General features: G+C 62.6%; 18 protein-coding genes. 1 reads left to right on the top strand and 17 read right to left on the bottom strand.

Annotation, left to right across the window (positions count from 1 at the left end; translation table 11 throughout):
• Positions 1-6: 6 nt before the first annotated feature.
• The gene (locus BM017_RS06400) at positions 7-927 is read left to right on the top strand and encodes a LysR family transcriptional regulator (protein WP_092242030.1); all 921 of its coding nucleotides are present in this window, start codon (positions 7-9) and stop codon (positions 925-927) included.
• Positions 928-1,024: 97 nt separating this feature from the next.
• Here BM017_RS06400 and madM read toward each other — a convergent pair whose 3' ends face one another.
• The 17 genes from madM to BM017_RS06315 all read right to left on the bottom strand — a co-directional run bounded on the left by madM (position 1,025) and on the right by BM017_RS06315 (position 18,095).
• Positions 1,025-1,789 carry a malonate transporter subunit MadM gene (madM, locus tag BM017_RS06395; protein ID WP_092242027.1) on the bottom strand — a complete coding sequence of 255 codons (765 nt, stop codon included), beginning with the start codon at positions 1,787-1,789 and terminating at the stop codon, positions 1,025-1,027.
• Between the two features lies 1 nt (position 1,790).
• A complete protein-coding gene (gene madL / locus BM017_RS06390; RefSeq protein WP_092242024.1) occupies positions 1,791-2,195 on the bottom strand; it encodes a malonate transporter subunit MadL in 405 nt (134 codons plus the stop codon).
• Between the two features lie 67 nt (positions 2,196-2,262).
• Positions 2,263-3,162, bottom strand: a complete 900-nt coding sequence (mdcH, locus tag BM017_RS06385; protein WP_092242021.1) for a malonate decarboxylase subunit epsilon — start codon at positions 3,160-3,162, stop codon at positions 2,263-2,265.
• Positions 3,159-3,746: a malonate decarboxylase holo-ACP synthase gene (locus BM017_RS06380; protein WP_092242018.1), complete on the bottom strand. Its 588-nt coding sequence runs from the start codon at positions 3,744-3,746 to the stop codon at positions 3,159-3,161. The genes mdcH and BM017_RS06380 overlap by 4 nt, the downstream gene beginning before the upstream one ends.
• A complete protein-coding gene (gene mdcE / locus BM017_RS06375) occupies positions 3,740-4,510 on the bottom strand; it encodes a biotin-independent malonate decarboxylase subunit gamma (protein ID WP_092242015.1) in 771 nt (256 codons plus the stop codon). The genes BM017_RS06380 and mdcE overlap by 7 nt, the downstream gene beginning before the upstream one ends.
• Positions 4,507-5,349 carry a biotin-independent malonate decarboxylase subunit beta gene (locus BM017_RS06370; RefSeq protein WP_092242012.1) on the bottom strand — a complete coding sequence of 281 codons (843 nt, stop codon included), beginning with the start codon at positions 5,347-5,349 and terminating at the stop codon, positions 4,507-4,509. Before BM017_RS06370 ends, mdcE begins: the two co-directional genes overlap by 4 nt.
• Positions 5,342-5,641, bottom strand: coding sequence for a malonate decarboxylase subunit delta (locus tag BM017_RS06365; protein ID WP_071490357.1), 300 nt, complete (start codon positions 5,639-5,641; stop codon positions 5,342-5,344). The genes BM017_RS06370 and BM017_RS06365 overlap by 8 nt, the downstream gene beginning before the upstream one ends.
• Positions 5,641-6,474 carry a triphosphoribosyl-dephospho-CoA synthase gene (locus BM017_RS06360; RefSeq protein ID WP_092242009.1) on the bottom strand — a complete coding sequence of 278 codons (834 nt, stop codon included), beginning with the start codon at positions 6,472-6,474 and terminating at the stop codon, positions 5,641-5,643. Before BM017_RS06360 ends, BM017_RS06365 begins: the two co-directional genes overlap by 1 nt.
• Positions 6,475-8,145, bottom strand: a complete 1,671-nt coding sequence (mdcA, locus tag BM017_RS06355) for a malonate decarboxylase subunit alpha (RefSeq protein WP_092242006.1) — start codon at positions 8,143-8,145, stop codon at positions 6,475-6,477.
• Positions 8,146-8,265: 120 nt separating this feature from the next.
• Complete coding sequence (locus BM017_RS06350) at positions 8,266-8,988, bottom strand: hypothetical protein (protein ID WP_092242003.1); 723 nt, start codon at positions 8,986-8,988, stop codon at positions 8,266-8,268.
• A 133-nt stretch (positions 8,989-9,121) separates the two neighbouring features.
• Positions 9,122-9,556: a hypothetical protein gene (locus tag BM017_RS06345; RefSeq protein ID WP_092242400.1), complete on the bottom strand. Its 435-nt coding sequence runs from the start codon at positions 9,554-9,556 to the stop codon at positions 9,122-9,124.
• Complete coding sequence (locus BM017_RS06340; RefSeq protein ID WP_092242000.1) at positions 9,519-10,148, bottom strand: nucleotidyltransferase domain-containing protein; 630 nt, start codon at positions 10,146-10,148, stop codon at positions 9,519-9,521. The genes BM017_RS06345 and BM017_RS06340 overlap by 38 nt, the downstream gene beginning before the upstream one ends.
• 61 nt (positions 10,149-10,209) lie before the next feature.
• Positions 10,210-10,449, bottom strand: coding sequence for a DUF6124 family protein (locus BM017_RS06335; RefSeq protein ID WP_092241997.1), 240 nt, complete (start codon positions 10,447-10,449; stop codon positions 10,210-10,212).
• A 328-nt stretch (positions 10,450-10,777) separates the two neighbouring features.
• Positions 10,778-11,197, bottom strand: a complete 420-nt coding sequence (locus tag BM017_RS06330) for a hypothetical protein (RefSeq protein WP_058426571.1) — start codon at positions 11,195-11,197, stop codon at positions 10,778-10,780.
• Positions 11,175-11,558, bottom strand: a complete 384-nt coding sequence (locus BM017_RS06325) for a polymorphic toxin type 44 domain-containing protein (protein ID WP_081049329.1) — start codon at positions 11,556-11,558, stop codon at positions 11,175-11,177. Before BM017_RS06325 ends, BM017_RS06330 begins: the two co-directional genes overlap by 23 nt.
• A 284-nt stretch (positions 11,559-11,842) precedes the next feature.
• Complete coding sequence (locus BM017_RS06320; RefSeq protein WP_058426570.1) at positions 11,843-12,298, bottom strand: chemotaxis protein CheW; 456 nt, start codon at positions 12,296-12,298, stop codon at positions 11,843-11,845.
• Positions 12,291-18,095, bottom strand: a complete 5,805-nt coding sequence (locus tag BM017_RS06315; RefSeq protein ID WP_092241994.1) for an Hpt domain-containing protein — start codon at positions 18,093-18,095, stop codon at positions 12,291-12,293. The genes BM017_RS06320 and BM017_RS06315 overlap by 8 nt, the downstream gene beginning before the upstream one ends.
• Between the last annotated feature and the right edge of the window lie 117 nt (positions 18,096-18,212).

The raw sequence follows: 18,212 nt of genomic DNA, 5'->3' as shown, positions 1-18,212 counted from the left end.
ACGGCCATGCTGATCGACGAAGAATTCACCCTCAAGAAACTGGAAATCTTCCTGGCGTTCATGCGCACCGGCAACCTGACCCGCGCCGCCGCCGAGCTGCAAACCAGCAATGTGAGCGTACACCGCGCCATCCACTCCCTGGAAAACGCCCTGCGCTGCCCGCTGTTCAAACACGAAGGGCGCAACCTCACGCCGCTGGAAAGCGCCTACGTATTGGAAGAGCGTGCACAGAAACTGGTGGCCGACGTGGTCGACAGCGTACGCCTGACCCGCGAAGCCGCCGGGTTCTCCGCCGAACGCTTCAAACTGGGCTCGCTGTATTCGCTGACGGTGAAGACCGTGCCGCAATTGATCATGGGCCTGAAGATCCGCCGCAGCGAGCTCAATATCGACCTGATCCTGGGTTCAAACTTCGACCTGCTCTACAAGCTCAAGAACATGGAAGTAGACGCGATCCTCATCTCCCTGGATGAGCACGCCAACGACCCCGACTGCGAACAGATCGCGCTGTTTTCCGACGATATATTCCTCGCTACCCCGGCCGACTCACCCTTCGACCGCGAGCAAGAAATCGACCTCGCCGACGTGCGCGACGCGACCTTCATCACCCTCACCCAAGGCTTCGCCACGCACCAGGATGGCAACCGTGTGTTCAAGCAGGCTGGGTTCGAGCCGAAGGTGGCGATGCAGGTCAATGATATCTTCACGCTGCTGAGCATGGTCAGCTCGGGCGTGGGTTATGCGCTGCTGCCGGGACGGATCGCGGCGGTGTATGAGAACCGCGTGAAGCTCATACCGCTGCAACCCAGGTATCGGTTGCAGCAGCATATCGGGGTGGTGTTCCTGAAGGCCAAGGAAAGGGACCCGAACCTGCTGGCGTTGTTGGCGGAGTGTCGGATGTATGCCAATCGCCAAGTGTCAGCCTGACACACAGCCATCGGGGGCAAGCCCCCTCCCACACTTGAATGTGTTCGCAGTTCAAATGTGGGAGGGGCTTGCCCCCGATGAGGCCCTGATAGACCCCTTACCCAACCAGGCCGCGCACAATGAAATACAGCAACGAAGGCCCAAGCAGGCAGCCCAGCCCGGTGTGGAACGTCGCCGTCAGCGCGCCATACGGCACCAGCCGCCGATCCGTCGCCGCCAGCCCCGCCGTCACACCGCTGACGGTGCCGGCCAACCCACCAAACACCATCGCCGAACGCGGGTTGTCCAAGCCCATCCAGCGCGCCGCGACCGGCGTACCGACCATGACCAGGATCGCCTTGATCAAGCCGGTGGCAATCGACAGCGCCATCACATCCGAGGTCGCGCCAATTGCCGCGCCGGTCACCGGGCCGACGATGTAGGTCACAGCCCCTGCGCCAATGGTGGTCATGCTGATCGCATCGCGATAACCAAACGCCCAAGCCATGCTCGCGCCTACGATGAACGGCAGGATCGTCCCCAGCAGCAGCGCGATCACGCCAATCATCCCGGCCTTGCGCGCCTCGGTGGCTTGCACTTCGAACGCCGTGGCGACGATGGCAAAGTCGCGCAGCATTGCCCCACCCATCAACCCAATGCCAGAGAACAGCGCCAGGTCCGCCAGGCCTTTCTGGCCACCGGTGATCGTACCGCCGACCCAGGCCAATACCAGGCCGATGACGATGGCAATCGCCGAGCCATGAATGCGCCCGAAGGTCAGGCGCCTGGACAGCACCACGGAAATCCACATCACCACACCCACGAAGGCAAACGCGGTGATCAGGCCGTTGTGTTCCAGGCCTTTTTCGATGAGATCCCACATATCAGCGACCTCCCACTGGAGCAATCAGCGGCTCTTCATCGGGCAACGGTTCGCCCTTTTGCGTGCGGCTGATCAGGGCAATCGTGCAACCGCATACCACTACCGAACCAATCGCGGCGAGCACCGCCACCGGGCCGCCGTGCAGGGCGGTGACCACGTTTTGTTGCGCAGCCATCGCCACCACCACCGGGATGTACATCGCGCCCCAGAAGCCAACGCCCATTTCACAATCCTTGGTCATGCCACCGCGCTTTTGCATCCACAGGCGGGCGCAGATCAACAGGATCATCGCGATCCCCACCCCGCCCACGTTGGATTTGACACCCAGCAACACGCCGAGCATGTCGCCCATGATCACGCCCGCGAGCGTACAGATCGCCAGTAATGCCACACCGTAGATAATCATTGTTGTTGTCCTCAAAGTGCTCTATCGAAATTGTTGTTGTTGTGCTTCGAAAGCCTTGGGCAGTGCTTTATCGGTGGCGGCGCTCCTCCTCTTGCAGCAGGGCCTGCAAGGTGTCCAGGCGTGCGCCCTCAAAGGCGATCACCGTGCCTTGTTCAAACACCCGGCGTGACAGGCCGGTGAGCACCGCGCCCGGTGGCAGTTCGATTTGCAGGCGCACGCCGCGCTCGTAGGCGCTTTGCACGGTGCCGCGCCAGTCGACGACGCGGCACATGTTGAAGGCCAGGTCGTCGCGCAATTGCTTGGGGTTGTGAATCGGTCGTGCGCGGGTGCTGCTCAGGTAGGTGATGCGCGGCGCCTTGAGCGGACCGAAGGCTTGCGCCAAGGCCTGGGCCGGTTGGTCCAACAATGCGCAATGGGAGGGCACGCTGACGGCCAGGCGTTTGGCGATGCCGTTGCCCTTGATGCGGTCGGCGACACGTTTCATGGCCTGGTCGCTGCCGGCGATGACGGTCTGATTATCGGCATTGATATTGGCCAGATACACCGGGGTTTCAGGGCTGTGGATTTCGGCCAGCAGGTTTTCGACGGTGGATAACTCGGGGCCGATGATCGCGGTCATGCCGTAGCCCTGTGGATAAGCGTTTTGCATCAGCTCACCGCGCAGGCTGACCAGCTTGATTGCATCGCTGAAGTCCAGGGCACCAGCGATCACCGCTGCCGGGTAAGCACCGATGGACAGGCCTGCAACGTAATCCGGGGTGTGTTGCAGCTGGCGGGCATGGGCGACGCCGGCGATCAGCAGGCAGAGTTGTACAGCGCGGGTACTGGCCAGGGCCTCGGCCGAATCCAAGGTGCGAACGTCTTCACCCAAGGCATCGCTGGCCTGCTCCAGCACGTCGGCCGGCACCGCCTGGAGCATGCCCGGGCGCTGGGCGCCCTGCCCTGGGAACACCAGAAGGCTGCTCATGCCACGGCCTGCCAGGGATCAATGACCAAATGCGCACCGTTGGCGGTTTTCAACAGCACCCGCCGTGATGGACCGGCCCATTCGCGCAAGGCGACGGCGCCGAAAGGTGTCTGCAGTTGCAGGTCCACGGCACACGTAACTTCATCCAAAGTGGCCAGCAGGTCGCGTGCATCGTTGCGATCCAGCGGCTCGGGCGTGCGCAGAATCAGGTCCAGGTCGCTCTGGGCATGCAGGGCTTCAATGCCCGTTGCCAACTCAAAACCTGCGCTGCCCGTGACGCCCCAACTCAATGGCGCCAGCACGGGCCGCAGTTGATCGAGGGCCTGCAATGCCGGTAGATCCCTTGTCGACACCACATCGCGCAACGCTTCCGGCGCGACCCGCCGCTGTACGGCTGCCATCGGCATCAACGCGGCAAACCGCTGCTCGCGCAAACGCCCACGCACGCCCACCGCGACAAAGCCAGGCGCGACGATGGCGCGACGCACGACTACCGTGCCAACCGCATCCTTCGCCCACGCCGGCGCGTCAGCGGGCAGGTGCGCCGGGGTCATGCCCCAGAGCAGGTCGTGGGCGTTCACCATTGCTCCCGCAGCAGTTGGCGCACGTGGCTGGAGGCGGCGCGGTTGGTAGCGCCGAGGCGGCTGCTCAAGTCGGTGTTGCCGATATCCTTGATCGCATGCACCAGGCAATCGCCGACCCGCGCCACGTCGTCCGCAGTGGGCTGTTCGATCTGGCTGACCGAGAGAGTCTCCCACAACAGACCGAGGCTGGCATAGCTGTCAATGTCATAGGCCATCGGCGGCACGCTGGCGGCCAGGGCTTCCAGCTCTTCGACGCTGCGCAGGGTCACCCGCGCCGCCGAAGCCTTGCCCATGGCGTGCACCATCACGCCGGGGTCGCGCAGGGCGATCAGGCGGTTGGCCTGGTAACCGTGGGCGAGGAACGCGCCGGACATGGCCTTGCCCACCAGCAGCGCGATCACCGGGTGCCCGGCCAGCCGTGCGCGAGCGTAGCTGTCGGCGGCGGCCGCCAGCGCCTGGTGGATGCCGAGGGCTTCTTCGCGCCGGCCGTAGGCTTGGCTGGGCACGTCGACAATGGCGATGATTGGGCGCTTGTCGCCACGGGCGATGGCTTCATCGACAGCCTTCGCCAAACCCCAACCTTCCAGCAAACCGACTTCGCCATTGCGTGCGCGGGGGAAACGGTTTTGGGCGTCGGTGACCACGGCGATAAAGCGTACGGCTTGTTCGCCCAGCAGGCCGTCGGCCACTTTCACGGAGTTCGGCAAACCCTCGACAGGCGTGGCGCCGGCGCTCAATGCGTTGAACCACTGCAAACCTCTCATGAGCGTTCTCCTTGATACAGCGCGCGCACCGTCGCCGGGTCGATCTGCGGCGTAGCGTCCAGTTCGGCCAGGCGCGCCAGGTAATATTCGGATTGGCGGCTGCGTTGTCGGGCGGGCAGGCCTTGTTGCAGCAGCGCACTCACAGTCTGTTGAATCTCGGCCACATCGTCCGCCACGTAACGGTCGGCCAAGCCACTGTCGAAGCGTTGCTCGCCGCCGGTAAGGCTCCAGATGAAGGGCCGGTCGCGGGAGTCGTACTCTTCAAGCCCCGCTTCCTGTTCGATCACTTGCGGGCCATTCAAGCCAAGGCGTGCTTCGCGAGTGACCACCAGGTAACTGCACAACCCGGCCGCGATGGACATGCCGCCAAAGCAACCGACACTGCCCGCCACCACGCCGATCACCGGCTGGTACTGACGCAGGTCGACAATCGCCGCGTGGATATCCGCAATCGCCGCCAGGCCCAGGTTGGCCTCCTGCAAGCGCACGCCACCAGTCTCCAGCAACAACACAGCGCGGGTCGGGATACCCTTGCGATTGTCTTCGGCCGCCAGTTCCAATGCGCCGGCGATTTTCGCACCGCCCACTTCGCCGAGGCTGCCGCCCTGGAAGTTGCCTTCGATGGCGGCAATCACCACCGGTTTCCCGCCGAGGCTGCCCTTGGCGATCACCACACCGTCATCGGCCTGGGGCACCACACCCTGGCGGCTGAGCCACGGCGACATGACACGCTGGAACGGGTCGATCAATTCGCGGTAAGAGCCAACGTCCAGCAAAGCCTTGGCGCGCTGCCGAGCGCCCAGCTCGACGAAGCTGTGTCTGGCGAGCAAGTCAGTCATGGCCGACCTCCTCGAAACCCTGCTCCAGGCGCAGGCGCACCACGCCAGGGGTGGCACCGAAGTCGTGAATATCGATGTTCAAGGCCGGTGGCGTCTGCTCCTGGAACATCCTCTCGAACAGATGTTGCCAGCGTTGTTCGGCGCCGTTCACCGAAGTCTGCACCTGGATGGTCAGGGTGCCCGGCGTGCCCGGTTCCAGCAGCACTTCCAGATCGCCCGAGCCGACGCAACCCACCAGCGCACGGCCTTTTGGCGGCTGCCCGGCGGGGAATTCAAAGGATAAGGTTTCCATCACAACGCTCCGTCGAGGCGGTCGATAAACAGGCAGGCGGCCAACAGGTCGGCGGCGCCGCCGGGGGAGGCATTCAGGGCCAGCAGTTGCTGGTCCAGCTCATGCAGTTGGCGGCGACCGGCCAGGGTTGCGCTGCCGCCAGCGTCCAGCACGGCTTGGGCACCGTGCTGCATGGCCTGAAGGCCTTCGGTGCCGGCGCGGTAGAGCACGCAAGTGTCGGCCAGCTCGGTCATGATCGCGAGCAAGGCATCCAGGCGAGCGTTCTGTTCGCCGGCATGGTGCAGGCGGCTTTTACGCAGTTGCGGCAGGCCACGTTGCACCACGGACGGGAAGCCGAGCTGCGCTTCTTCACGGGCACCGCGTGCGCCGTAGCGTTGGGCAACCTGGGCACCATGGCTCATGGGTTGTGGGGCGAAACGGTCGTGGAGCAGGGCCAGTCTGGCGGCAGTCAGCGTCACGGCGCGTGGTTGCAGCGCGGCGGCGGCGGTGAGCAACCCGAGTGCCCAGATCGCGCCACGATGGGTGTTCACGCCGTTGGTGGTGGTCAGCATTGCCTGCTCACCGTCACGGCCAAGACGCCCGAGGGCTTCACGCAGGGGCAAACCGACTTCACCGATCTCAATCGCGGCCTCGGCCATTTCCTTGAACATCGGCCACAGCGACAACGCCGAAGCGTGCATCAGGCCCAAGTGCAAATCGCTATGGGCGCCGTTGCCACGCCTATCCACCAGGGCCGGTTTGGGCGATAGGTCGGCTTCATCGATCAGCGCATCGACGGCCATGTCGGCCAGGCGATCCGCAAGGCTAAGTTCATGCAGTTTGAGGGCGCGCATTTACCAGCTCCTGAATTTGGCGGGCGGGTTGTACAGGCCGCCTGACCAGTCCACCAGGTCGGCCACGCTCTTGGCGGCCAACAACTCGCGGGTAGCGTCGGTGCGGCGAATCCCCAGGTCTTCGGGCAAGGCGATCAGGCCTTCGCGGCGCATGCGTGCGGTGTCCTTGGGGTTGTGGCGCATGCCAATGGCCGTGACGCCTGCGACGGCTGCGATCATCGCCTGGCGCTCTTCGAGGGAACGCGCCTTGTACAGGTAGGCGATGCCTTCTTCGGTGAGCAGGTGGGTGACGTCATCGCCGTAGATCATGATCGGCGCCAGGGGCATGCCGCTTTTGCGTGCGACCTCGACGGCGTCGAGGGTGTCGACGAAGGTGGGTTTGCCGCCTTCCTGGAAGGTTTCGACCATTTGCACCACGAGTTTTTTACCGCGTTCCAGCAGCGCTTGCGGGGCATCGTCGTGGCGCATGTCCAGCCATGCGGGCGTACCGTGACGGCGACCGCGCGGGTCATGGCCCATGTTCGGCGCGCCACCAAACCCGGCAAGGCGGCCACGGGTCACGGTGGAGGAATGGCCGTCGCCGTCGACTTGCAGGGTGGCGCCGATAAACAGGTCCACCGCGTATTGCCCGGCGAGCTGGCAGAACATGCGGTTGGAGCGCATCGAGCCGTCGCGGCCGGTGAAGAACACATCCGGGCGGGCGGCGATGTAGTTTTCCATGCCCAGTTCGGTGCCAAAGCAATGCACGCTTTCCACCCAGCCGCTTTCGATGGCGGGGATCAGCGTGGGGTGCGGGTTGAGGGTCCAGTTGCGGCAGATCTTGCCCTTGAGGCCGAGGGATTCGCCGTAGGTCGGCAGGATCAGCTCGATGGCGGCGGTGTTGAAACCGATGCCGTGGTTGAGGGACTGCACGTTGTGTTTTTCGTAGATGCCACGGATCGCCATCATCGCCATCAGCACATGCACCGGCTTGATGTGGCGGGGATCGCGGGTAAACAGTGGCTCGATATAGAACGGCTTGTCGGCCACCACCACAAAGTCCACCCAGCTCGCGGGGATGTCGACGCGGGGCAAGTCGATGACGTCGTCCACCAACTGGTTGACTTGCACGATGACGATGCCATCGCTGAACGCAGCTGGCTCGATCAGCGCCGGAGTGTCTTCGGTGCTGGCGCCGGTGTAGATATTGCCGGCGCGGTCGGCCATGAAGCCGGCGGAAAGCACCACGTTGGGGATCAGGTCCACCACCAGCCGCGCATAGAGTTCGATGTAGGTGTGGATCGCGCCGATTTCCAGCAGGCCGTCTTCGAGCAACTGGCTGATGCGCAGGGATTGGGTGCCGGCAAAGGAAAAGTCCAGCTTGCGGGCGATGCCTTTTTCAAACAGGTCCAGGTGCTCGGAGCGGCCGACACTGGGCATGATCATGTGCAAATCGTGGAGCTTGGCCGGGTCGGCCTTGGCCAGGGAGCGCGAGAGGAAATCGGCCTGTTTCTGGTTGTTGCCTTCCAGCACCACACGGTCGCCGGGGAGGATCAACGCCTCAAGCGCCTCGACGATCCTGTCGCTGGGCAGCACCGCACCGTCTGCGTATTGCCTGACCAGCCCGAGCCGCCGCTGCTTCTCGTCGCGCCGCCGCGTCCAGCGTGAGTCGGGGGTGATTGTTGTTGTCATGGTCGCTCCACGGGTTTGCTGTCGTGGGGCTTACCTTAGGAGTGATTGAGGGGGCCATCAATCAAGCTGAGCGCTGGACTGTTACGCCTGGGTTAATGATGGTTCAATGAACCCGGGCGTTCAGGTGCTGTGCCATTCGCTGCGGTGGAACCATATGGTTCTTAACAACGCCAACGCGGCAAAACCGTGCAGCCCCAACACAGCCGCCCAACTCCACTCCCACAGGCCCGACAGCGCCTGGGCGTAAACCGGCGACAGCAGCAAGAGCAGCGCCACCAGCGCACAGCCGCCCAGTTGCTCCCAGTTTCTCAAGCGATTGGGACGGGAGGTTATCGCGTAACCCAGCAGGGCACCCAGGCACACCATCAGCAGGCTCAGCAAGTCGTGCTCGTCGACGGGAGGCCAGCCCAGCAGGTTGAGTGGCAAGCACACCGCGAACACGGTGAACGCGCAAATCGCGACGTACACAAAGGCGTATTCAAGCGCGTCCAGCAGACGATCACGGATAAACCCTCGAGCCTGTTTGTCTTCTTCAGGGGTGGGTCCTTGGGTTATCGCCACCGCCAGCAGGCCCGAGCCAAGACCGCCCAGGGTCATGACCACAAAGTTGCTCACCACGCCTTTGATAGCCTTATCGGCGCCGACCAGCTTGAGGCTTTCGAGGTACACCAGGATAAACACCGCGCCTGCGGTGGTAATCATGAACCCCCACAGCTTCCCACGATTGGACTGCACGTTCATGGTCACCGCTGCCGTGAGCACCAGCACGCCAAACCACATCAGAAGCGTGCCGGTAAACCGGTTGAGGTCGTACAGCCAGGCAAACCCATCCAAAAGCCACATTGCGTCGATACTTCTGTCGAAAAACTTCCTTGGCTATCGGCAGTGGGGTGGGGATCTTTACGATGGGAAAGGAACAAGTGATCCGCACCCCGTCACAATTCACCAGGACGCCTCTCCTACATTTTTGATCGAGTCATGCCCACTGATATCCAGCCAACAGGCCCTCCACGTTTCCCTGCAACGTGGTCGTGCTGTCAATCAACTGGGCTAAGAGCGGCTCGTCCTCATCCATATACCCTTCGTACTCCGCCAGGTTCCGACGCTCATGACACAGCGCCAACAACCTCACCTGCACCTTGCCGGCACCTGTGGTGTGAACCAGGCATTGAAACACCAGATAGCGTTTGTCCGAGCGATACCCCTGCAAGCGCAAGGCCGTGAGGGCGATAGCATGAGCCGCGTTGTAAGCCAGGTCGAAACGACTGGCGAATGATAACTGTGGGTTGCCGGCATCCCTCAGCCGATCCCTGGCTGAACGCATCAGCCCATCACACTCTTTGCGATCCGGCGGCTCAGCCTTCAAACCGCCGCTACGTTGCAGATTCTCCAGGTTTACCTTGCTGTCCATCCGTGGATTCCAGGGGGTTGCCCCCAATCAGATTGATCTTGTCCTGCTGCACGACCCGCTGCACAAAACTGTTCCCCGCATTCCATTTGCCGATCCAGTCTTCAGGGGTGTAAAGCGTCGGGTTGATGGTGCGGCCCAGCTGCTCTTCCAGCGGCATGAGCTGCTCCATGACTTCACTGTAGTTGAGGCTTTCGCCGATCAACATGAGATCTATGTCACTGGATGAGTGTGCTTCGCCCTTGGCGATGGAACCGTAGACAAAGGCCCAGGTTATCTGCTCGGCGAAAGATGCCAGTGCATTACGCAAGGGCTCGTCCAGGCTCAGGGTCTTGCGCACGATGGCTAACAATTCCGAGTAGATCGGGCATTGAGGATTTGCTTGGTAATGGGTCTGGTTGCCCTGGCGCGTCATACTCAAGATGCCTGCCAACTGCAAACGTTCCAGTTCACGCGTAAGGCTACCCTTGCCAACCTGGGCCCAGCGTGCAATTTCATTGGTAAAGAAGCTTTGGTCGGGCTTGCCGAAAAGTAGACCCAGCACTTTTTGCTGGGTAGCGGTGAAGAGCGCGGTGCTGAGCGGCAAGGTTTGCATGGCAGCGGCCAAAGAGTCCCAAAAAGGGAACGATAGGTCCCTTTTTGGGAACGATCAAGTTTTAAGCGGCTGGATAAGGGGAAATCTGTTCCAGGGCACGATCCACCAGCAATTGCCCCAACTCCGCCATTTGCTGGATGCCGAGCATGATCGCGCGCTGGGAGGTGTCCAGGTCGAAGGCGAGGTTGCAAGTGAGTGCGTTGAGGGAGGACAGGGTTTCGCTGGCGTTGACCAGCAGGGTTTCGGTGTCTTGGTGAGGGTTTACGGTGAAGAGGGGCGGATTGGGGGTTGGTTTGATCATGATGAAACTCCTAAACAGTGAGTAAGGAGCGCCACCTTTCGCTTGCACGCGAATAAGGGTGGCGACCGTGCGCAGGTGTGCAAGACCGGGCCTGTTTAGGACACCCAGCAGGTCCGAAGACCTCCTGCGCGCAGCCGCCATAAAGCAGCGAGCACAAAAAACGCCCGTTGGATGGCTGGGCGTTTGTACGCCTAAACAGTTTCGTCGGACTTGCACGTCCGTGTCACCGTTTTTTGCGATGACGGGACGAAGACTAGGCGCGCTGTCCGCGCCCGACAAGTTCATGCACAGCCCAAAATCTTGCAGGAAAAATCCGAAGCCCAGTCCATCACAGCCCCATCACCACCTTGATCGGGCCAAGACCTTCGAGGGCATAGCTGTTGTACTCGTACACTCGCCCCTGAATATCCAATGTAAGCACGCCCTCATGCTCACTCACTTGAACATTGGGTTCCTTGGTTTTCAGAAAAGGATGCGCCGACACCAATGTGGTGAGTATTTCCCGATCGTTACTCAAGTTCCTATGCACGTAGTAGCGGTATGAAAAGCCCACCGTTGCACCGCCTTGGCCATCCCGCGCGCCATAGATCGAGGAGCCGTTGCCCAAGGAATGCTTCAACACCACTTCGTCCAAATCCGGTGTTCCGGGTGATAGTAACCAACTGCCTGCGATATAAATCAGGCAGCCCACCAGCAGGCAGTTACGCAGGATCGGTATGAGGCCTTCAGTAGCCTTGTGAAATCGCATACTCGATACCTCTCCTTATCCAATATTGATCTCGCGGGTCATCACCAAAAGGATCATCTCCCCACCATGAGCCAAAATCCGGCAGGGTGGTTTTGGCGATGGTTTGAGCAACTCCTGCAGCCCGCAGTAACACATGATCGGGAATGCCTAACACCGTGCCCGTGGCACCGTAATTGAAATTACCAAAAGCCTCGTATTGACGCCCTTGCTTCTTGTAGTTCCACGGCCCTGCAGCTCTGACCTGCGAATAAAACCAAGAATAGGCAAACGCCGAACCCGGCCTGAGATGGATGCGCTTGCACTTGGCAATCGCCATATTTTCAAACATTGAAACACCGGGAGGCATTAACGGCACAGCCATTTGCGTGTCCTTACTGGCAAAGGGAAGCGCCGAACCTAGCATCCCACTCAGGCCAGAAAACCGGCCCAATCCAGTTAAAGAAATTACTTACACAAATAACATTCAGTTCCGACATTTTTGGGCGGTTTGGGTCGCGACGGCCTGTCAAACACAGAGGATCAAATGTAAGACAGAGCTTGCCCCCGATTGCGGTGGGTCAGGTATAGAAGTATCAACTGACAGTCAGCCATCGGGGGCAAGCCCCCTCCCACATTTTGATATTCACTGGGATTGAGAATGAGGGATCAGGCCAGGCCGGACTCTACCAGCAGTGCCTCCAGGCCGAGCAAATCCGGCACCTTCGCCACATGCTCGCCCACCTGCACCGCCGCCAGCTCCAGCGGGCACAGCGGCACATCCACGTAGCTCAACTCACTGTCGAGCTTGTACGACCGTGGAATCCCCTGGATCACCAGCGCAATAAACTTCAACGTCGGCCGCCCACCCAGCGCATTCAGCACCACGATCCGCGAGCGTTCGCCGGTCACACTGGCTTCGCCGCACACCGCTTCGAAGCTGATCAGCGGGATCTGCCGGTCGCGCCAGGTCACTTGTCGCAAGTACCACGGCGGCGCGTCGCTGGCCGGTTCGCCGCGCTGGAAGTCGATCAACTCGGCGATGGCGACGTTGGGCAGCACCAGGTGGCGGTCGGCCAGGGGCAGCAGCAGGCCGGTGAGTTGGCTGGTGCGGTGGTCAAGCATGAGACTTGCTCCAGTAGGCGATGCTTTCGAGCAGCACCGATTCCTGGTACGGCTTGCCGAGGTAGTCGTTGACGCCGATGGCCATGGCGCGGTCGCGGTGTTTCTGGCCGGTGCGCGAGGTGATCATGATGATCGGCAGGCGCATCAGCCGGGGGTCGTTGCGCACTTGGGTGGCGACTTCGAAGCCGTCCATGCGCGGCATTTCGATGTCGAGCAGCATCAGGTCCGGTGTATGTTCTTCCAGCACTGCCAGCGCGTCGATGCCGTCTTTCGCGGTGAGCACGTTCATGCCGTTGCGCTCCAGCAGGCGGCTGGTAACTTTGCGCACGGTAACCGAGTCGTCCACCACCAGCACCAGCAACGGGCGCTTTTTCAGCGGGTCGTTGAGGATCAGTGGCGCGTCGACCGATTGGGCCGGCAGCGCGGGTTGCCGCGCACGGATATGCGCCAGCAGGTCAATGATCAGCACCACGCGACCATCGCCCAGGATCGTCGCGCCAGACAAGCCCTGCACACCGGCAAACTGCGGCCCCAGGCCCTTGACCACAATCTCCCGCGTGCCGGCCATGGCGTCCACATGGATGGCCACGTGCCGTTCATTGCACTGCACCAGCAGTACCGGCACCGGTTGATACTGGCCCAGCAGTTTGGGGCGGCTGACGGTGTGCAGCAGGTCGCCCAGGTAGAACAGTTCGTAACGCTGGCCGGCGTATTCATAATACGGCGGGTCTTGCTGGTAATGCCCGGCCAGTTCATGGGGCAGCACCCGCACCAGGCCCTCGATGGTGTTGAGCGGGATCGCGTATTGATCGTCCGCGCACTGCACCATGAGTGCACGGTTGACCGACACGGTGAACGGCAAACGAATGCGGAAATGCACACCCTCGCCCGGGGTCGAGTCAATGACCATCGAGCCGCCGAGCTGGCGAACCTCTTCATGCACCACGTCCATGCCCACGCCGCGCCCGGAAATCTGCGTGATCTTTTCAGCCGTGGAGAACCCCGGCTGCAGGATGAACTGCAACACGTCGCGGTCGCTCATCTCTTGATGCGCCCCGAGCAGGCCACGCTTGATCGCCTTGCGCCGCACGGCTTCCAGCGGCACGCCGGCGCCGTCGTCGCGCATGTCGAAGACGATATCGCCGCCTTCGTGGGTCAGGTCCAGGGTGATGCGGCCTTTCTCCGGCTTGCCGGCCAGCAGTCGCGCATCGCGGGACTCCAGGCCGTGGTCGACGGCATTGCGCAACATGTGTTCCAGGGGCGCCGCCATGCGTTCCAGCACATTGCGGTCCATCTCGCCTTCGGCGTTGCCGACGATGAATTCCACGTCCTTGCCCAACTCGCCCGCCACCTGCCGAACGATGCGCTTGAGGCGTGGCAGCATGCGTTCGAACGGCACCATGCGCGTGCGCATCAGGCCTTCCTGCAACTCGGTATTGATGCGTGCCTGTTGTTGCAACAGGCCATGGGCGTCCTCGTTGCGGCGTTCAAGGGTGTCCTTGAGGTCGAGCAGGTCGGAGGCCGATTCGGACAGCGCACGGGACAGTTGCTGCAACTGCGAATGGCGGTCCATCTCCAGCGGGTCGAATTCTTCGTAGCCCAGGCGCTCGGCCTCGGCCTGCTGGCGGCTGAGGATGCGGCCCTGGGTTTCGGTGTCGAGACGCCGCAGCTGGTCGCGCATGCGTGAGAGAGTGGTTTCCACTTCCGTGAGGACGATGCGTGCGTCGTTGACCTGCTGCTCGATACGGCCGCGGAAAATCGACGTTTCACCGGCCAGGTTGACCAGATCATCCAGCAGCTCGGCGGAGATCTTCACCATGTCGGCAGCCGGGTCCACCACGGCCTCCGCCTTGCCTGCGGGCAACGCCACCGGCGTCACCGGCTCCTGGTTTGGGTGCACCAGGCTTTTGATGCGCTCGATGAGCTTGTCCACCGAGCCGACCGGCAAGCCGTCCGCCACGGCATCGATCATCTGCGCCAGGCGGTCGTGGCAGCCCTGCAGCAACGCGAACAGCTCAGGCGACGGCGCGAGCAAGCCGGCAGACAGGCCTTCGTAGAGGAATTCCAGTTCGTGAGCCAGGTCGCCAATGGGGGTGATCTCGACCATGCGCGCGCCGCCCTTGAGGGTGTGCAGGTCGCGCAACAGGGTTTCCACTTCCTGGCGGTTGCCGGGCTCGGCCTGCCAGCGCGACAGCGCTGCACTGGAACTGTCGAGAATGTCGGCCGCCTCTTCGAGGAAGATATCCAGCAATTCCGGGTCGGCGCCCGACGCTGCTGGCGCAGCGGCGGATGCGGCAGGCGCGTTGCCTTGGCGCAACGCCCGCACCTTGGCGATCAACTCGGCGTTGTCACTCAAGGGTTGGTGATGCTGGAGCTCTTCAAGCTGCAAGGCCAGATGCTCATGGCTGGCCATCAGCACCTGGGAGAGCTCGGTGGAGTAACTGTAGCGACGGTCCACCAACCCTTCGTACAGGCATTCCAACTCATGGGCCAGGTCGCCAATCGGGCCGATCTCGGCCATGCGTGCACCGCCCTTGAGGGTGTGCAGGTCGCGCTGCAACGACGACAACGGCGCGGCGTTGTCAGGTTCCAGCAACCAGCGCTTGAGCGACTGGCCGGCGCTGTCGAGGATGTCCACGGCTTCTTCAAGAAAGATCTCGACGATCTCGTCGTCCATCGTGATTTCGTGATCCAACTGCTGGGTGGCGGCGCCCAGTTCGGCAATGCTCAGCACTTGGCTGCCATCGCGTTTGATCAAGCCGGTGGCGGACGGGTCGAGGGCTTCATCGAGCAACTCGCGCAAGGCCTCGACACGGGCCGGCGCCGGGCTGATTTCCTGGCCGGCGGCCAGTTGGTCAAGCATGCTGATCAGCGCTTCATGGGCCTGCTCGGCCTCGTGGAAGAACCGCTCGCTCACCGCCAGGCTGCTCTCCTCCACCGCGCCATAGAGGTCGAGCAGGGCTTCGCAGAGTTCGTCGATGGCGTGCAGATCCGCATCATGCGCTCCCTCGCCCAGGGTGGTCAGTTCATCCAGCAGCGCAGTCAGCTCCTGGCGCTCGCCGGGGTGCTGCTGCCAGCGGCGCAGCAGGCTTTCGGCGTCGAGCAGGATGTCCATGCCTTGGGCCAGAAAGTTGGCGATCAGCTGCGGATCGCGCTTGATGCGCACGTCGAGCAGCGCTTCAAGCTGCTGATCCAACAGGCTTTGGGTGCGCTTGATCAGGCCCTCTGCACCGTTGATCGGCGCCAAGGGATCACTGTCCAGGTCGCGCAGCCCACGCTGGAACAGACCTTCGGCTTCCAGCAGCAACTCCACTTCATCCAGGTCCAGCGGCAGACGGTGGGCCTTGTACTCGCGGGTCAGGTGGTCCAGCGGGCGCGCCAGTTCGGCGATCGGCAGCACGCCGGCCATGTAGGCGCTGCCCTTGAGGGTGTGCAGGGCGCGTTGCAGCTCATCGCTGACTTGCAGCGGCACATGCTCGGCGGCCTGTTGCAGGAAGTGGTTGAGGCTGTCCAGGTGGCTCTGGGCTTCGTTGCGGAAAATCTCCAGCAACATCGGGTCATGGGGTTCGGCGGCCGCTACTTGTGTACCGCTGGCCAAGGCGTGCGCGCGGGCGGCCAGGGCGTCGACTTCATCACGTTGGCGCTGGCCGTCGATGGCAAAGTCAGCAATCAATTCCGGCAACAGGGCCACCGCTTCATCCAGCACCTGTTGCACCTCGGGGCCGAGCACCACGCTGCGCTCCAGCACACGGTTGAGCAGGTTTTCCACGGCCCAGGCCAGCTCGGCCAAGACCAGGGCGCGCACCATGCGGCCGCTGCCCTTGAGGGTGTGGAAAGCGCGGCGCATTTCGCCTTGGGCGGTTTTGTCCGCGCTGTTGGGCAGATGACGGTGCAGCACCTCGAGGACTTCGTCGGTCTCTTCGAGGAAAACTTCGCGCAGTTCGTCGTCGATGGGCTCCTCGTCGGCGGGCGGCGGCAACAGGCTGCCGGGGCGTTGCAGGGCCGGCGGGTTGAGGCGCGACGTCGGACTGGCCAGGGCGTCGTACTGCGATTGGCTCGGCGCAAGCTCGGCCGGCAGTGTGGCATCGGGTGCAACCAACGCCTGGCGCCAGGGTTTCTCGACGGGCAGGTAACCCAGCGCCGCCAAGCCTTGAGTGGCCAACTCCAGCACGCGCTCACCTGCGGCATCGGGGTCCTGGAGCATGCGCTCGAGGTAATACTCCAGGCTGCTGATCACGTCGGCGAAATGCGCCAATTGCATCTCGGACGGTGGCGCATCACTGCCCATCAACTGTTCGTCGACGTAATCCGTGCATCCGCGCATCAGGCTCGCCGCACGGGGCAAAGGGATCATCGCCAGGGCGCCACGCACCTGGCTCAGCAGCTCGGGTAGGGACTCCAGGCGCTGGCGATCCCAGTCGGCTTCAATGCAGTCGATCACCAGTTCCTTGGCTTGCTTGAGGCACTGGCAGGATTCGCGGATCACCAATTGGTGGATCTGGGTCAGATCGGTGGTGGGCAGGCGGCTTTCTTCGCGGCTTTCCGGCTCGACGGTGCCGACCATGCCGGCCAGTGTGGCTTCGACGTAGAGCAAGGCGCCGGCGACGTCCATCAGCACAGCGTCGTTAGGCTCGCGCTGGCCTTGGGCCAGGCTCAGTACCACGGCGAGTTGATCGATGATGACCTTGCGCGGCTGGCCGAAACCCAGCACCGCCAGGGTGTCGGCGATCTGCCGCAGCGGTGCGAGCAGCGCATCCAGGTCGCTGGTGTGCTGGCGGTCGCTGCGTACGAACAAGTCGAGGCGCTCCTTGACCCGCACCAGCTCTTCGCACAACGCGCCCAGCACCGAGCCCATGGCGTTGCGGTCCGGCCCGGCCAGGCGCGCGCGCTCGGCGTCGACCACCGCGCTGTCGGGCAAGGCCTCATCCAGGCCGTAGCGTTCCTTGAGGCTTTGCATGCGCGGCGTCGGCCGAGTGACCTTGGCGACGTAAAACAACAGGCTTTTGAGCAGTTCATCCGGCGCTGCCTGATTGATCCCGCCGATGCCCTGGGCCAGCAGGCGCTTGAGCTGTCTGTCGCTGGCCTTGAGCAGGCTGCGCAGCGCCGGACTGTTGGCGATCACGCCGGTGAGCATGCCTTCGACCAGCGCCGAGGTGACTTGCCACAATGGCAACAACGGCGCGCCCTGGCACAAGGCTTCGAGGCGCGCGAACACCCGCGCCATGTCTTCCAGGTTGCTGGGGCCATGGTCTTCGCGCAGCAACCCGGCCAAGGCCTGTTGCAGCAGTTGGTGCCACTGGCGCAGTTGTTCTTTCAGGTCGGGCACGGCACGTTGGGCCAGGGCCTCATCAGGCAGCGGCGCGATGGTCAGCAGTTGCGGGCTGAACAGGCTGGTCTCCGACAGCAGGCTTTCACCACGCGCGCTGCGCAGGTCGTTGAGCAATGGCAACACCACCAGCGGCAAGTCGCGGCGGGCGCTGTGCACACGGTCCAGGTACAGCGGCAATTGGTTGAGGGCCTGTTGCAGCAGGCGGATGCTTTCGTCGCGCTGGCTCACGCGGTCGGCTTGCAGGGCCTGCGCCAGCTCTTCGATTTCCTCGGCCAGCAGGGCTGCGCCATAGAACTCGACCATTTGCAGCGCGCCATGCACTTGATGGACACACGCCAGGCACTCGCCGATGGCATCGCCGTCTGAGGTTTCGACGTACGCATCGAGCGCCGAACGGGCCTGTTTCAGGGTTTCGGCAATGTCGCCCTTGACCCATTCGAGGGCCACGTAGTCGTGCCGATCAACCATAACTGCTCCGCTTGGAATTCATGGGTTGCTGGTGGTGCGAGATATCAAGACAGATAGAGATCACATGTGGGAGGGGGCTTGCCTCCGATGGCGGTGCATCAGTCAAAGATTGGGTGA

Source organism: Pseudomonas sp. NFPP04 (assembly GCF_900113815.1).
GTDB classification, from domain to species: domain Bacteria; phylum Pseudomonadota; class Gammaproteobacteria; order Pseudomonadales; family Pseudomonadaceae; genus Aquipseudomonas; species Aquipseudomonas extremorientalis.
The sequence above is the reverse complement of the archived record's forward strand: the minus strand, read 5'-3'. Positions and strand labels throughout refer to the sequence as shown.

Excerpts from the sequence above, each read along its gene's own strand:
- BM017_RS06400 (WP_092242030.1), top strand. The coding sequence starts at position 7 with ATGCTGATCGACGAAGAATTCACCCTCAAGAAACTGGAAATCTTCCTG.
- madM (WP_092242027.1), bottom strand. The coding sequence starts at position 1,789 with ATGTGGGATCTCATCGAAAAAGGCCTGGAACACAACGGCCTGATCACC.
- madL (WP_092242024.1), bottom strand. The coding sequence starts at position 2,195 with ATGATTATCTACGGTGTGGCATTACTGGCGATCTGTACGCTCGCGGGC.
- mdcH (WP_092242021.1), bottom strand. The coding sequence starts at position 3,162 with ATGAGCAGCCTTCTGGTGTTCCCAGGGCAGGGCGCCCAGCGCCCGGGC.
- BM017_RS06380 (WP_092242018.1), bottom strand. The coding sequence starts at position 3,746 with ATGGTGAACGCCCACGACCTGCTCTGGGGCATGACCCCGGCGCACCTG.
- mdcE (WP_092242015.1), bottom strand. The coding sequence starts at position 4,510 with ATGAGAGGTTTGCAGTGGTTCAACGCATTGAGCGCCGGCGCCACGCCT.
- BM017_RS06370 (WP_092242012.1), bottom strand. The coding sequence starts at position 5,349 with ATGACTGACTTGCTCGCCAGACACAGCTTCGTCGAGCTGGGCGCTCGG.
- BM017_RS06365 (WP_071490357.1), bottom strand. The coding sequence starts at position 5,641 with ATGGAAACCTTATCCTTTGAATTCCCCGCCGGGCAGCCGCCAAAAGGC.
- BM017_RS06360 (WP_092242009.1), bottom strand. The coding sequence starts at position 6,474 with ATGCGCGCCCTCAAACTGCATGAACTTAGCCTTGCGGATCGCCTGGCC.
- mdcA (WP_092242006.1), bottom strand. The coding sequence starts at position 8,145 with ATGACAACAACAATCACCCCCGACTCACGCTGGACGCGGCGGCGCGAC.
- BM017_RS06350 (WP_092242003.1), bottom strand. The coding sequence starts at position 8,988 with ATGTGGCTTTTGGATGGGTTTGCCTGGCTGTACGACCTCAACCGGTTT.
- BM017_RS06345 (WP_092242400.1), bottom strand. The coding sequence starts at position 9,556 with ATGGACAGCAAGGTAAACCTGGAGAATCTGCAACGTAGCGGCGGTTTG.
- BM017_RS06340 (WP_092242000.1), bottom strand. The coding sequence starts at position 10,148 with ATGCAAACCTTGCCGCTCAGCACCGCGCTCTTCACCGCTACCCAGCAA.
- BM017_RS06335 (WP_092241997.1), bottom strand. The coding sequence starts at position 10,449 with ATGATCAAACCAACCCCCAATCCGCCCCTCTTCACCGTAAACCCTCAC.
- BM017_RS06330 (WP_058426571.1), bottom strand. The coding sequence starts at position 11,197 with ATGCGATTTCACAAGGCTACTGAAGGCCTCATACCGATCCTGCGTAAC.
- BM017_RS06325 (WP_081049329.1), bottom strand. The coding sequence starts at position 11,558 with ATGGCTGTGCCGTTAATGCCTCCCGGTGTTTCAATGTTTGAAAATATG.
- BM017_RS06320 (WP_058426570.1), bottom strand. The coding sequence starts at position 12,298 with ATGCTTGACCACCGCACCAGCCAACTCACCGGCCTGCTGCTGCCCCTG.
- BM017_RS06315 (WP_092241994.1), bottom strand. The coding sequence starts at position 18,095 with ATGGTTGATCGGCACGACTACGTGGCCCTCGAATGGGTCAAGGGCGAC.